This window comes from Allobosea sp. 2RAB26 (assembly GCF_052115465.1).
Classification (GTDB): Bacteria; Pseudomonadota; Alphaproteobacteria; order Rhizobiales; family Beijerinckiaceae; genus Allobosea.
Map to the genome: position 1 here is coordinate 61,765 of NZ_JBFRGS010000021.1, position 14,007 is coordinate 75,771.

Genomic DNA, 14,007 nt, shown 5'->3' on the forward strand with positions numbered 1-14,007 from the left:
CTGCGGGCGCAGTCCTCCCAAGTGAGTGACTGCGGCGTGAGGGAATCATGAAAGCAGCCATCTACGATCACCCGGGCCCGCCGGATGTCCTTCGCTACGCGGATGTCCCCGATCCAGTTTGCCGAAGCGACGGGGTCCTGATCCGCGTCGAGGCTGCCGCGATCGAGGGCGGCGACCTGATCAATCGCGCATCTACGTCGCCACCCCATCCAGCCTTCGTCGTCGGCTATGCGGCCGCTGGAACAATCGTCGCGGGAGGAGAGAACGTAGCGGATCGCCATGTGGGCCAGAAGGTGACGAGCTTCGATCTCGCCGGGTCGCACGCGGAACTGCGCGCCGTCGCCGCCAGCCGGACTTGGCCTATGCCGGAGGGACTCGACATGGCCGCCGCCGCTGCGCTGCCGATCGCCTTCGGGACAGCTCATCACTGCCTATTCGCACGGGGTGGTTTGAAACATGGCGAGACTGTCCTCATCCAGGCAGGCGCCGGAGGCGTTGGGCTCGCCGCCATCCAGCTTGCGCATCAGGCAGGCGCGACTGTGCTGGCAACTGTCTCCGGGGGGGCGCGGGCCGAACGCCTTGCCGGGCTTGGCCTCGATCATGCGATCGATCATCGTTCTGTTGACGTCGTCGATACGGTTATGCGTCTGACTGACGGTCGTGGCGCGGATCTTGTGGTGGACCCGGTAGGAACCACCTTGCAAACTTCCCTAGCGGCGCTCCGCCCCGAGGGACGTTTGGTCTTCGTTGGCAACGCCGGCGGTTCGCAGCTCACCATTGATCTTTGGCCCGCGCTGCAGGCGAACCGGTCGCTTTTCGGCGTATTCATGGGAACGCAATTCGGAAAGCCGGAAGTCTACAGCACTGTTTCCCACATGCTGCAGCAGGCGGCGACTGGGCATCTCAAGGTGATCGTGGACAAGACGTTTCCGCTCACGGCCGCTGCTGAGGCTCACGCTTATGCCCAAAGCAATTCCATCCTCGGGCGCGTCGTCCTCGTCCCAACCCGGCAATGAGCATCATCGGTCAGATGATCACCATGCCGGCCGAAACAGCGAACCAGACAAACAAGGAAATCGGCCAGGATCCGGCCAGGAGAAAGAAAAGATGAGCAAGCCCGAATTCATCGTCACATCGGGCTTTGGCGAACGCTTCCGCCAAGCCTTGCATTTCTCGACAGCCGTCAAGATCGGGAGCCGGGTGGAGACGTCCGGCCAGGGTGGTTGGAATGATGATCTGCAAATTCCGGAGGCCATCGAGGATGAGATCGCCGCTGCCTTTGCCAATATCGAGCGCGTTCTGGCGGCGGCCGGCGCGACGTGGACGCATGTGATCCACGTCAACACCTATCATGTCGGCGGCTTTCCGCCGGTCGTGAACGAAACGATCGTGAAACTGTACCGCCAGTATATGCCAAACCACGCGCCGGTCTGGACACAGGTCGGGGTCGAGGCCTTGGGCCTGCCGCAGATGCGCTTCGAGATCCGCGTCACCGCCATCATCGATTGAGCGGCTTCCGCTATTGTCCCTTCTGGCGAAACGGCGCCTTCGCTGGCCTGCTAGCGAGTAGCGTCTTGCTCAGTTGAGTCGCATGCAGACAACCGTACTCTCCCCGTGAAGAGGTGAATACGATGGTCGCCCCATCAGGTGGCTATTAGAACGCTCGGCGACGATAGCGGCGGGCCCTGTGCGCCTTGTCCCCCCGGGGCGGGCTGCATCGACCTCGTTGTCCGCTCACGACATTGACAGGCCGCGCATTTGCCGAAGCGGTGGCCGCGCCCGTTGCAGCGAGCGCGGACGCCAACTCGGTCCGGCGAAAGCAGGGCTTTGGCGTGAGGGGCTGAACCGGGGTCGGTGCTTGCAATCCTCGACCATTGCTTTGCGGCGCTGGATTCATCTTGGAACGCCCGTTCGGCCAATCGGCCAGGATCAAGTCCGCTCACTCAGGCTAGCGCCCCCCCATCCGCGGTTAAGATGGCGCCCGTCGGGAGCTCATCGCAGCTCGATGAGGGAGTGGGCCTCGGCCGCGTTCTGCCCTGCGGATCACTGGCTGAAGATCATGCCCGTTCGATCGGACAACTACTGAGTAACAAGTCGAAGCAGGCCGCGCGATCAGCGTCCAGACCGGCGAGATGCCACGCGATGCTTCAAGATAGGGCAGACTTCGGAGATTGGCGTCCGGTCCTGGGCACCGTGCCAATGTCCGGTTGTGTGAAGGGTTTCGGATGCCGGCCCCTGCGAGCGGGTTCGGACGGGCTGAGGGCCGGCGTTCGAAACCCTTCACAACTCCAGACGTTGGGTGGTTGCCCGGAATCGGACATTCGTCGCTGGCGCAAGCGACGTCGGTTTCCAACGTCCTGAGGTCGACATATTGCCGCCCCATGCGTCGGCTGCGGCCGCCACGGCTGGGGCGACTATCCTGTGCCTTTGCTGCGGATCATCATCCACCCTCAGAAGCTGACCCTGAGCTGCGCCGAGCCACCGAGGCGGGTGCTGTTGGCCGAGAGCTCGCCGTCGAGATTGAGGCCGAGCGAGACGCGCTCGCTGAGCCTGGCCATGACGCCGGTGCTGAGAAGCGCGCTGTTGCGGTCGGCCTGGGCGCCGGTCGCGCTGAAGCTCGCGCCGGGCAGCCCGATCAGGCTCGCGGTCAAGTCGGCATCCCGCCGGAAATAATGCGCCCAGGCCGCCCGGGCATAGCCGGTGATGGCTACACCGCCGAGCACGGTATCGGCATCGAGCTGCAGGCCTAGCTCGCTGCGGGCGGTGATGTCGCTGCGCCTGGCCAGCGCGAGCGCCCCGGCATTGGCCCCTGCCCAGTTCGCCTCGATCACGGCCGGACTGCGCGCCCGCGTCGCCTGGATTGCCGCCAGCGGCGAAAGCGAGAGCCCGTTCCAGTGGAGCAGCGCCGCGCTCGCCTGCAGCCGCCCGCTCCACGCCGTCGTCGCGTAGGAGGATGACAGGCTCGAGCCCAGTGCCGGGATGCTGCGGCTGACATCGTTATCGAGCCTGGCATAGCTCAGCGCCCCACCGAGCCTGACCGGGCCGAGTTGCGTCACGCCATAGAGGCCGGCCTGGAACACCTCCGCATCGACCTTGCCGAGCACGCCCGGCAGCGAAGCCCGCGCCTTGCCGCCCGAAACCGCAACACCCGCGATCGTCCCCGGCTGCAGCCGGACATCGATGCCCGTCGCCAGATGCGCGTCGTCGATCGTGCGCTTCGCCGAGCCGATGCCGACATTGCCGTCGGTGCGGCCATAGGAGCCATAGGCCGAGCCCCAGACCGAATAGAACCGCATGTCGAGGCGCGAGGGGCCGACGGGCCGATCCGCATCCTTGCGCACGAGGCCGGAGAACACTGCCGTGCCCGGCCCGGCCGCCCCGGCATCGCCGAGCCGACCCATGGCCGTCGGATCGAGCATCACCCGCAGGAACTGGTCGGACGCGACATTCGCCATCGCAGGCGCAGCGGTGTCCGCCTCGCCCGACAGGCTGTTCACCGCAGCTGGAATCGAGGCCGCCGGCAGGTTGTAGATCCCGAACAGCGAGGACGGATCGCCACCATTCGCCACCGCGCGGTCAATGCCGGCCGCGACAGCCACGGCGTTGCGTGGCGCCTTCACGCCGAGCTCAGGCGACCCGGGCGGCTTGGGGTCCGGCGTCAACGGCTTCGGCGTCAGCGTCAGCAGCACGTCGTTGTTCGTGTAGCTGACCGTCGTGGCCACGCCGTCGCCGAAGGTGCCGGTCGTATCGACCGTCCCGAAGGCAGTGCCGCCTAGCCCTCTCGCCGCCGAGAGCAATGTGTAGGGCGTGGAGAAGGCGTAGGCACCGCCGAGCGGCGCCAGTTGCAACGTGCCTGCGAGCGAAACGATGCCCGTGACGTTCACCCGATCCGCGATCGCGCCCTGGATCTCGGCGAGATAGACCGAGCTCGCGCCCATCACGAGATTGCCGTTGACCGTCAGCATGCCCGGCGAATTGCCCGGCGAGAGCGTGCCGTTCACCGTGGTCGAGGGCAGCTGGCCGGAGCCGGCCAGGGTCGCGCCGGCAGCGACCGTTAGGTCGGAAGAGGACGCGATCGAGCCGTCGACGATCAGCGCCCCGGCACTGACCAGGGTCGCGCCGGTATAGCGGCTGGTTCCGGAGAGCACGAGCGTTCCGGCGCCGACCTTTCTCAGGTCGGTGCCGATGCCGTCGACCAGTGCCGAGCCGATCGTCGTGGTGACGCCGGCCGCGGTGTTGAGCGTGCCGCCGCCGACGGCCCCGAAGCGGAGCGCGTCGCCGTTCAGCACATAACCGCTGCTGTTGAACTGCAACGTGTCGAAATCCTGCGTCCCCGCGACCGTGACCGCCCCGGCCACGCCCTGAAAGACGCCGACCGAGGAAGCCCAGGTCGCGTTGACCCCGGCCTCGCCGGGAGTCTTGGTCCAGTTGGTGTTGCCAGCATTCCAGGTTCCGCTACCGCCATCGACCGCGCCGTTGCCGATCCGGTCCGCGCCATCCCAGAACTGCAGATTCTGGCCGGCCCCGACCACCGCCAGATTGACCTGCGTCGGGCTGCCAGAAGGGGCATTGTAAAGCGTGCCCGCCGCTCCCGAGACCGAGGGCGCCGACAGCGCCAGCGTGTCGAAGCTGCCGCTGATCGTGCCGCCGCGGGTGACGTCGAACAGCCGGTAATAGCCTGCGGAGGCGACATTCGCGGTCACCGTGCCACCTAGCTGCAGGTTGCCGGACGGGCCTGCGCCATTGACGATGATGCGGTCGTTCGTGGCGCCGCCGACCACGCCCGGCGTGTTCAGCTCGAACACCGTGTTCGAGCCGCTGTTCAGCGTCAGTGAGCGGACCGTCAGCGTGCCGGGGCTGTTGCCGGCCGATAATGTGCCACCCGAGCCAATCGTCACAGCCCCGGCGATCGTGCCGGAGCCACCGAGCGTCGCGCCGCTGCCGACCGAGACCGTGGAGGAGGCGATCGAGCCGTTCACGATCAGCGAGCCGGCGTTGACCAGCGTCGCGCCCGAATAGGTGTTGGTGCCCGACAGCGCCAGGGTCCCCGCGCCGGTCTTGATCAAGGAGCCGCCGGCTCCGCTGATGACGCCACTGACCTCGGTCGACAGGCCGTTGCTGCCCACCGTCAACTCTAAGCTGCGGAGACTGTAGGAGCCTGCTCCCTCGATCGAGCCGGCCGAGACCCGGCCGTCCCCGAGCGGCCCCGTGCCGTTGAACGAGGTTGAACCAGCAGCCGCGGTGATCAGCCGCGCGTCCCCGGCCGTGCTGGTGTCGTAAAAATCCAAAGATGCATTGTTGATGATCGTCGCGCTGCCGGCCGTGCTGCGGTCGAGGAAGTTCACACTTGAACCGGCATTATTGGTGATCATGGCGCTGCTGGCCGTGCTGGTGCCGGCAAAATTTACAGATGCATTGTTGGTGATCGTGGCGCTGCCTGCCGTGCTGCCACCGAGGAAAGCCAGGCCGGCATTGTTGTTGATCGTGGCGCTGCCGGCCGTGCTGCTGTCGAAGAAACGCAGGAATGAACCGGCATTGTTGATGAGCGTGGCGCCGCCCGCAGTGCTATTGTCGCTAAAGTGCGTGGCAGCACTTGTTGCGGTGATGACGGCATGACCCGCCGTCGCATTGCCCCCGAAATAGAGCCGGCGGTCATTGGCAATCCTGGCATTGCCTGCGCTTGAATCGTCATTGAAAGCGACCGTGCCGTTATTGTCGATCTCCGCGCCGCCGGCGGAAGAGCTATCGGCAAAGGTCAGAAAGCTGTTCGCATTGGCAAGGCTGATCGGCAATGTCCCGGCGCTCGCCGAAGTCCCAAAAATCATGCTGGCAGAGCCGGCGCCGGCGGCATCGATGGTGACCGACCCCGTGCCGAGCGCGCCCGTGGCCTGGACGACCAAGGTCCCCTCCGAAACCGTCGTGCCGCCGCTGTAGCTGTTGACGCCATTCAGGCTCAGCCAGCCTGCGCCGGTCTTGCTCAGGCGGCCGGGGCCCGTGACGCTTCCGAAGAGGACGAACACGTCGTTGGCGGTGGCAATATCGAAGCCACCGCCGTCGCCGCCCAGGACGACGTTGCGTGTCGTGCTGGTGAATGCCGACCCGGTCACCTGCAGTGTGCCGCCGTTGAGGGTCAGGGCGCCCGCCGTGTCACCGAGACTGGCGTCGGACGACACCGACAACGTGCCGTGGGTCACGGTCCAGGGCGTCACCGCCGCTGTGCTGCTGCTCAGCACCCAGGTGCCCGCGCCGGTCTTCTCGAAAGCCGTGAAGCCGGTGTAGGTCGAGGTTAGATCGACGACGTTGAAGCTGTTGGAACCGGTGCCTCCGAGCGCGAACACATTGTTCGTGCCGCCCCCCGCGACCACGACATTCCCGACGATGTTCGATCCAGCCTGCACCTCGAAGCGGTTGTTGCTGCCGTAGAGCTCGACTGCATTGGCGCGCACGCCGTCGCCGGAAAGCCCGCCCGAGATCGAGCCGGAATTGACGATCGAGATGCCGCCGCTCGCTGCGCCGACGATGCCGACCCCGCCGCGGCCAAAATTACTGCCGGCAACGACCGTGCCGCCATTGCCGCCGCGGATCGTTCCGGCATTGTCCAGGCTCGCGGTCTGGCCCTCCCGGAACAGGACGCCGGTGCCACCGTTTCCGGCAGAATAGACAGGGTTGCTGTTCGTCGCGGCTCCGCCTGCTCCGCCCGCGATCAGACCCGTCGCGGCATTGGCCACGGTCCCGCCCCAGGCTTCAATCCCCGCGCCTGCATGACCGTCCCCGATGGAGTCGCCTCCCTTGCCGCCCGTGATCGAGGCCCGGTTGACGATGGCGCCCCGATTGCTGAGCACGCCCGCGCCGCCGCGGCCTCCATTGGCACCGCTTCCGCCACCGGCTCCGCCTGTGATGGTGCCAGCCTGGTGAGACAAGGCACCGCCATTGTACAGGAACAACCCGGCGCCCCCGTTCCCGCCATTATAGCCATCTCCCCCGCTCCCGCCCGTGATCGCGCTGGCCCCACCCGCGCCCGCGACAACCGTGACGGTCCCGGCATTGAGCAGCACCAGCCCGGCGCCACCGCCACCGGAATCTCCAAGGCCGACGCTGGCGCCACCGGCGCCGCCCGTGACGCTGAAGCCATTCGTATTCATGGCGACGCCAGTGCCGGTGAGGACCAGGCCGCCACCGCCACCGCCACTGCCGCCAGCATAAACACCTCCAGAAGAACCGACGGTTCCCGCAGAGCCGGCGCTATTCGTGGTGAGCTGGGATGTCCCGGTCACAGCGCTGATGAGGCCCGCCCCGCCCGCCCCGCCCACTCCGCCATTGTAAGGAAAACCGGGGTAACCGGGGTCAACGAAGCCAGCGCCGCCGCCGCCGCCACCGCCGGCGGCCAGATCATTGGGAGCGCCGGGCGCCCCACCTGCCCCGCCGAGCGCCCCGGCGTCGTCGATGCCGGCTGCCCCGGCCGAGGCCGATCCGCCGGGCGTCTGTGCTGCCGAGCCGCCAGCGCCGCCGTAAAAAGGGCCGCCGCCGCCAAGGCCGCCGCCGCCGCCCGCGATGCCGCCGGCCCCGAAGAAATAGCCCCTGCCGTCACCGCCACCTTGGATGATCTGTTGTGCAACGGCCCCTTGCGGCCACAACGGCAATCCCGCACCGAGCGACAGGGCGAGGGTCAGGCAAGTCCGGGAGGTCGTCATGCGCAGGTTTTTCCGCCGCCTCCAGGCGCCGGCATGCATGCGGATCTCGCCGGCAGCAGCGTCAACAGCGCACGAGGCCGACCCCGGCAGCGAGATCATCGGCACGGCGACGCGCCGAGATGCAATTGGGCGCGCCTGCGCACGATGGCCGCGATCCGTCATCAAAAATCCCCCCTCCTGTGGCGCGAGCGGGCCGGCGGCCTTTTCAGCACCGCTCCGATCGCGCGCCCCTCTCGGGAGCGCCACGTCCTGCCTTGCAGCCGAGTTGGTCGAACGCGACTGCCACGCACCCGACACCGCAACAGCGTCCTCACAAGCCGTCCGGCGGACAGCGAGGCGGATTCGAAGCAGGATAAATCCCCGGCTCCCGGCAGCGCCATCAATCAATTCTGCTGAATTCTGACCAATTCTTGCAGGGCTTCCGCCGGAGCAGCGAAGATGCGGACCGCCGCGCTTCTCGCGCGGTTTTTACACAAATTGCGAAGATGGTTGCCACTTGCCATTCCAAAATGGCCGCATCACTCTGCCATTCATTTGGCGCAGAGGCTCCGGAATTGCCGCGCACGGCCAATTCTCTCCGGGTGCACAAGCAGTATTTCGGATGCACATTTTAATGAATTCGACTTCTCCACCAGTGATCGCCAATCAATTCTGGCAAATGCTTAGCATTATGGATCGCTCTTGCACGCCTCCTCAACTCCTGCGAAGTGTAAACTTGGAGATGTTGCCCATGAAGCTGCATAGGAATGCTTGATCTCAAAACCGTTCTGGTCGTGGCGCTGGCGACGGCCAGCTTGCAGGCAGTCGCCTGGATCTTTGTGTGGCGGGCCTGGCGCCATCTCTACGAACTCAAATTCCTCGCAGCAGGCTTCGGAGCCATTGCCGTCGGCCTTCTCCTGATGCTCGTTCGCGGCGCGGAGCCAGCCGCTTTTGCCATCGTGCTGCACAACACGGTCATCAAGCTGGGACTCGTGCTGCTCGCCGAGGGACTCGCGCGCTTCCTGGGGCAGCCACGCTACACATGGATCGGCGTCTCGCTCCTCGTCTTCCAGATCGTCGTCTGGAGTGCTGCCGTGGTGATCGACCCCGACAACCTGGCGATCCGCATTCACAGCTCGACCGTCTTCACCGTGGTCATGATGTCGGTGATGTGCCGGGGTCTCGCGCGAGACAGGACGCAGCCTCCGCTCCTGCGCTGGATCACCATTGGGCTCCTCGCCGAGTACATGGCGGCCAGCATCCTGCAGAGCGCTATCGAGTATAGCCTGCCGGCCGAGTTCGACAGCGGCCCGATCCTGGCGGACCGCAACGCCTGGTACCTGTTGCAGGGCACGCTTTTCCTGATCGCGCTTTTCGCCTGCCTGCTCTTCATGGTCAGCGCGAGGCTCTCCGCCGACCTGCGCAGGAATCACGATGCTCTGCTGCGGGAAGTGGAGGAGCGGCGAAAGCTCGAAAGCCGGCTCAGCGCCAGCCTGGAGGCCGAGCGCGCATTGCGCGACGAGCAGGCGGACTTCATGCGCGTCGTGAGCCATGAATTCCGCACGCCGCTCGCGATCATCCGCAATGCCGCCGACATGATCGGCCTCGTTGGCGACAGATCGCCCGACGCGACCCGAGAGCGCCTCTCCGGCATCGGCGAGGCGCTCAACCGACTCTTTTCCCTGATCGACAGGTTCATGGCGGATGATCGAGAGAATGGCTTTCAGCCGGAACCGCTACAGCTCGGCTCCCTGATCGGGGATGTACGGCTGCATTTCGAGATAACTGCACGCGGCAATCGCCTGCAATTCATCATGGAAGACGAAACAGTCTCTTTCGACGCCGACCCGGAGATGCTCGCGACGGTCATCATCAACCTGATCGATAACGCCTTGAAATATTCGCCGGACGACCTGCCGATCCGCATAGCGGCCTGGGCGGAGCACGGATCCATTGTGATCCAGGTCCAGGACAGCGGCATAGGCATCCCCGGTGCCGAGCTGAGCAAGATCGGACGTCGCTTCTTCCGAGCATCCAATGCCAAGGCCAGTACCGGTACCGGTCTTGGGCTCTACTCGGCGCGAAAGCTCCTAGCCTACCATGGAGGGACGCTGCAGCTGCTTTCCAACGATGAAGGGGGAACGACAGCCATCGTGCGCCTGTCTTCGTCGGGCGAGGTGTCCAGTGCCGAGTTGCCTGAGGAGACGACGGCGTGACGCAGATTCTGATCGTCGAGGACGAAACGAGGTTGCGCAAGGATCTGGCCGATTTTCTCGGGCTATGCGGGTTCACGGCCAGCGGAGTCGCAACAGCGCATGAGCTGCGTCAGGCGCTCGCGGATGGCCATGCACCAGACGTCATCATTCTCGATGTCGGCTTGCCGGACGGCAACGGCTTTGAGCTCGCAAGCCAGATTCGTGAAACCCACCGCTGCGGCATCATCATGCTGACGGCGCTTGGCGACAGCGACGATCGCATCCGGGGATTTGAGAGCGGCGCCGACATCTATCTCGTCAAGCACAGCACATTGCGCGAGATCGAAGCAGCAATTCGCAGCCTGCTGCGACGAAGCGCTAGCTTGTCCAACCCTGCAAACGGTAACGGTGATCAGTGGGTGCTAGACAGCACGAACTGGATGCTGGTCGCGCCCAATCACCGTTCGCTCAAGCTAACGGCGACTGAATTTGCCTTCATGAGCGTGTTGTGCAGCAAGGGTGGCGACATCTGTCAACGCGAGGATCTGATGGAGACGCTCGCCCGTCCCAGATCAAGCTTCGGCAACCGTCATCTCGACGCCATCGTCAGCCGCTTGCGCCGCAAAATTGAGGAACGCACCAGCCTGCCAGCACCAATCAAAGTCGTCTACGGCGTCGGTTACACCTTCACGGCCGCTGCGGCCGCGCAATGAGCATCCGATGACCAACCACATAGACCTTCCGCAGCAGCGCGCTATTCGGTTCGGCAGAATCCCACCGCTGGACAGCGCCGATTGTGTTGAAAAAGTCCGACCCAACCGAAATGGAAGTCACTCCAGCATTCGACGGAGAATATTGTTCCCCGCTAGTTCCTAGAGCGCCTCTTTTGGCAGCCGATTACGCCCGCGCAAAGATGGAATATCTCCATTTCGGAGGGCCGAACCCGCACCAAGTATTGCCGCGGACTTTTTCCACGCAATCCGCCAATTGCTGAGGTTGGACTGCCGCCCGAAACCAGACGCTCGGAGGCAGGGTTCATTTTCGCGGATACGGCGAACTCAGCCGCTGCCTGGCCGACCAAGATGACTTGCTGATTGAAGTTCGCGCTCGCCTGGCCCTATGTCGGCCCCGTCGGCGAGACACACCCTGTCGAGCGTCGAACGCTCTTAGCGTTCTCATCGGTGGCATCCACGTACCGGCACCTTGCCGCCGATCAGCGGTTCTTAATGCCGGCCCTTGCCGTGAGCTTGGTCATCGGCGGGTTGTACAGCTTCTTCGCGGCCGCGCCGGGCGTGCTGATGAACGCTCTGGGTCTGAGCGCCATCCAGCTCGGCCTGTACTTCGCTTCGACGGTTCTGATCGTCTTTGCCGCGAGTTTTCTCGCACCGCGCCTTGCACGGCGCCGTGGCGAGCGCGCGAGCAGCATGCTGGGCCTCATCATCGCACTTGCTGGCAGCCTTGCCATGTTCGGGTTCGCCGGATCGCCGAGCTTCACGACCTTCACCATCGCGATCGCCCTGTACCTATTCGGCATGGGCCTGATCAATCCGCTCGGGACGGCGATCGCTCTCCATCCCTTCGGGCGGCAGGCCGGGTCGGCATCCTCGCTGCTCGGTTTCCTTCAGATGAGCTGCGCCGCCATCGGCTCGTCTTTCGCCAGTGCCTTGCCGTTTTCGCCGCCTGCGTCCCTCGCCGTCGTTCTGACTACGGCTTCGGTTCTGGCGATCGCAGCCTTTCTTCCCGTCTTCCTGCGCCGGAGCCGGATGGAGCCCAGCGGTTTTGCCGGCGTGCCAGAATCTACTGGAGGCTAGATGCGACGGACGGGGCCGCCGGCGGAGTTGGAGCCATCTTCGCGATCCTGGCTCTGAAGCATCAGGTAGCACCGCCGACCCTCAATCTGAACACGCCCGATCCGGCCGGCGACGGAATTGATCTCGTCAGATGCGAGGCCAGGTCGGTCGCGATGGACTACGCTATCGCTAACGGCTTCGGCTTTGGCGGCGTCAACGCCAGCGTGCTGTTCCGGCGCTGGAGGGACCAGGCCGCCGCGCGCTGAGGCGACGTAGGACACGGGCCACAAGCAGACACGATGTGTCTGCCCCAGAGCGGGCGTTCGTTCGCGCGGTCGCCCCGCTGTGTATGACCCAGTTCTGTCCACCGATTTCAAGTGCCAAAGCAGAGTGGGACTATCCAGAGGACATCAGCGCACGAGGAACTCCAGGGCGTTCTGCACGAAGGTCTCGTGATACTGGAAGATGCCCCCATGTCCGGCATCCTCGTAGAGGACGAGTTCGGCATTCGGCAGGCGGCGAGACAGATCGACCGAGTTGCTGCTGGGCACCATTTTGTCCTGATCCCCGTTCGCCACGAGAACGGGTTTGCGAACAGCGCCAAGATCCTGCCTCGCCTGCATGCCCCAGGCCTTGATCGCCTTGAGTTGCCTCAGGAACGCGGCCATCGTGATCGGCTTGTCGCGATCCGACTTGCGCTCCTTCAACCGTTCGAGGAACTCTTTCGCGGCGCCGCGGCCATTCGCGGTCGAGGTGAAAAAGAGGTAAAATTTCGGGTCCCGGAAGGTCAGCAGCCCTTTGATGATGAGCGGCCAGGATACAGACCCTACTTTTTCGATGCCTTCGCCACCTGCCGGGCCGGTGCCGGTCAGAATGATCTTGCGAACGAGGTCGGGCTGTTTCAACGCGACGTCCTGCGCAACGAAACCGCCAAGCGAGAAGCCGAGCAGATCAACTTGGCCGAGGCCCAGCGAACGGATGAAGGCAATCGTGTCCTCGGCCATCTCCGCCACCGTGACCGGCGCCTCGCCGCCCGATGCGCCGACGCCTCGATAACCGACGGCGATTACGGGCCTCGCCGCGGCGAGCCCGTCGACAATACGCGGATCGAAATTGTCCAGCACCGCCCCCCAATGGTTCAGGAGCAGCACCGGGACACCGGCTGCGGGGCCGAGTTGCCGGTAGACGAACTTCGTGCCTGCAACGTCAATGCTCCTGGTCGGCGCGTCTTTCCACTTCATGGAGCTGGCTTGTGATGGATGGGGCATGTTTAAGATCGTTTCTTTGGATGCGCGCGATGCTTTGGCGCCACCCTTGGGCCTTCAGGCAAAAGCGGCACCGCCTTCACCTCAGCTTGACGACGACCTTGCCCTTCGACCGTCCGGTTTCGATGTAGCCCATGGCCTCGTTGGTTCCTTCGAACGGGAAAATCCGATCCAGGACGGGACGAATGACCCCATCTTCGATCAGCGATGCGATCTGGCCCAACTGCTCGCCGTTCGCGCGCATGAACAGGAAAGAATAGCTGACACGACGGCGCTTGGCCTTGCTTCGGATGCCGAAACTCAGAAGGCGCAAAACCTGACGCAGGACCCAGTTCAGTCCTTGTTCCTTGGCGAATTCGGGATCCGGGGGGCCGGAGATCGAGATCAACTTGCCGCCGGGCTTCAGCACATTCAGGGATTTTTGAAGCGTGTCGCTATCCAGGCTGTTCAACACCACGTCGTAGCCGGACAGAACCTTCTCGAAGTCCTCCTTCTTGTAATCAATGACGACATCGGCGCCGAGGCTTCTGACCAGCTCGACATTCGCCGTGCTCGTCGTCGTCGCGACCGTCGCGCCGAGATGCTTCGCCAGTTGGATGGCGAAGGTGCCCACGCCGCCGGAGCCGGCGTGTATGAGGACCTTCTGCCCTTTCCGCAGGCCGGCTCGCTCGACCAGCACCTGCCAGGCCGTCAGCCCCACCAGGGGGATGGAAGCGGCTTCCTCCATGGTGAGGTTCTTGGGCTTCAGCGCCAGATCGGCTTCGTTCATGGCGATAAACTCCGCGAACGTCCCGATCCGCCCATCACGCGGCCTTGCATAGACCTCGTCACCCGGCTTGAATCTCCGCACCTTGGGTCCGATCCGAACGACGGTTCCGGCAAGGTCGTGTCCAAGGATGAAAGGCGTGCGATAGGGTAGGATGAGCTTGAACTCTCCATCCCGGATCTTGGAATCCAGCATGTTGAGCCCGGCTGCGCGGATCTCGACCATCACATCGTCATCCCGCAACGTCGGCTCCGGCATCTCGCCCAGCCGCAGCGCGCCACCCTTCTTCTTGTATTTGTCGAGGATGAAGGCCTTCATGGT

8 protein-coding genes and 1 pseudogene are annotated in these 14,007 nt (G+C 64.5%); 6 read left to right on the forward strand and 3 right to left on the reverse strand.

What is annotated here, in order from left to right; genetic code table 11:
* The first annotated feature begins 47 nt into the window (after positions 1 to 47).
* Positions 48 to 1,016, forward strand: coding sequence for a quinone oxidoreductase family protein (locus AB4118_RS29015; protein WP_441493014.1), 969 nt, complete (start codon positions 48 to 50; stop codon positions 1,014 to 1,016).
* Positions 1,017 to 1,107: 91 nt separating this feature from the next.
* Positions 1,108 to 1,509 (forward strand): RidA family protein, encoded by a 402-nt coding sequence (locus tag AB4118_RS29020; protein WP_441493015.1) that lies wholly within the window; start codon positions 1,108 to 1,110, stop codon positions 1,507 to 1,509.
* A 941-nt stretch (positions 1,510 to 2,450) separates the two neighbouring features.
* On the opposite strand, the gene AB4118_RS29025 is transcribed toward AB4118_RS29020, so the two are convergent.
* Entirely contained in the window at positions 2,451 to 7,691 is a 5,241-nt protein-coding gene (locus tag AB4118_RS29025) for an autotransporter-associated beta strand repeat-containing protein (protein WP_441493016.1), read from the reverse strand.
* A 746-nt stretch (positions 7,692 to 8,437) separates the two neighbouring features.
* Here AB4118_RS29025 and AB4118_RS29030 point away from each other — a divergent pair.
* The 4 genes and pseudogenes from AB4118_RS29030 to AB4118_RS29045 form a co-directional block, all read left to right on the forward strand.
* Positions 8,438 to 9,886, forward strand: a complete 1,449-nt coding sequence (locus tag AB4118_RS29030) for a sensor histidine kinase (RefSeq protein WP_441493017.1) — start codon at positions 8,438 to 8,440, stop codon at positions 9,884 to 9,886.
* Positions 9,883 to 10,578 (forward strand): response regulator transcription factor, encoded by a 696-nt coding sequence (locus AB4118_RS29035; protein WP_441493018.1) that lies wholly within the window; start codon positions 9,883 to 9,885, stop codon positions 10,576 to 10,578. The genes AB4118_RS29030 and AB4118_RS29035 overlap by 4 nt, the downstream gene beginning before the upstream one ends.
* 468 nt (positions 10,579 to 11,046) lie before the next feature.
* On the forward strand, positions 11,047 to 11,676 hold the full coding sequence (locus AB4118_RS29040) for an MFS transporter (RefSeq protein WP_441493035.1): 630 nt from the start codon (positions 11,047 to 11,049) through the stop codon (positions 11,674 to 11,676).
* 11 nt (positions 11,677 to 11,687) lie between these two features.
* A pseudogene (locus AB4118_RS29045) lies at positions 11,688 to 11,921 on the forward strand (beta-ketoacyl-[acyl-carrier-protein] synthase II); the annotation flags it as partial.
* A gap of 144 nt (positions 11,922 to 12,065) precedes the next feature.
* Here the strand turns inward: AB4118_RS29045 and AB4118_RS29050 are convergent.
* A complete protein-coding gene (locus AB4118_RS29050; RefSeq protein WP_441493019.1) occupies positions 12,066 to 12,896 on the reverse strand; it encodes an alpha/beta fold hydrolase in 831 nt (276 codons plus the stop codon).
* A 103-nt stretch (positions 12,897 to 12,999) separates the two neighbouring features.
* Positions 13,000 to 14,004, reverse strand: a complete 1,005-nt coding sequence (locus AB4118_RS29055; protein ID WP_441493020.1) for an NADP-dependent oxidoreductase — start codon at positions 14,002 to 14,004, stop codon at positions 13,000 to 13,002.
* Between the last annotated feature and the right edge of the window lie 3 nt (positions 14,005 to 14,007).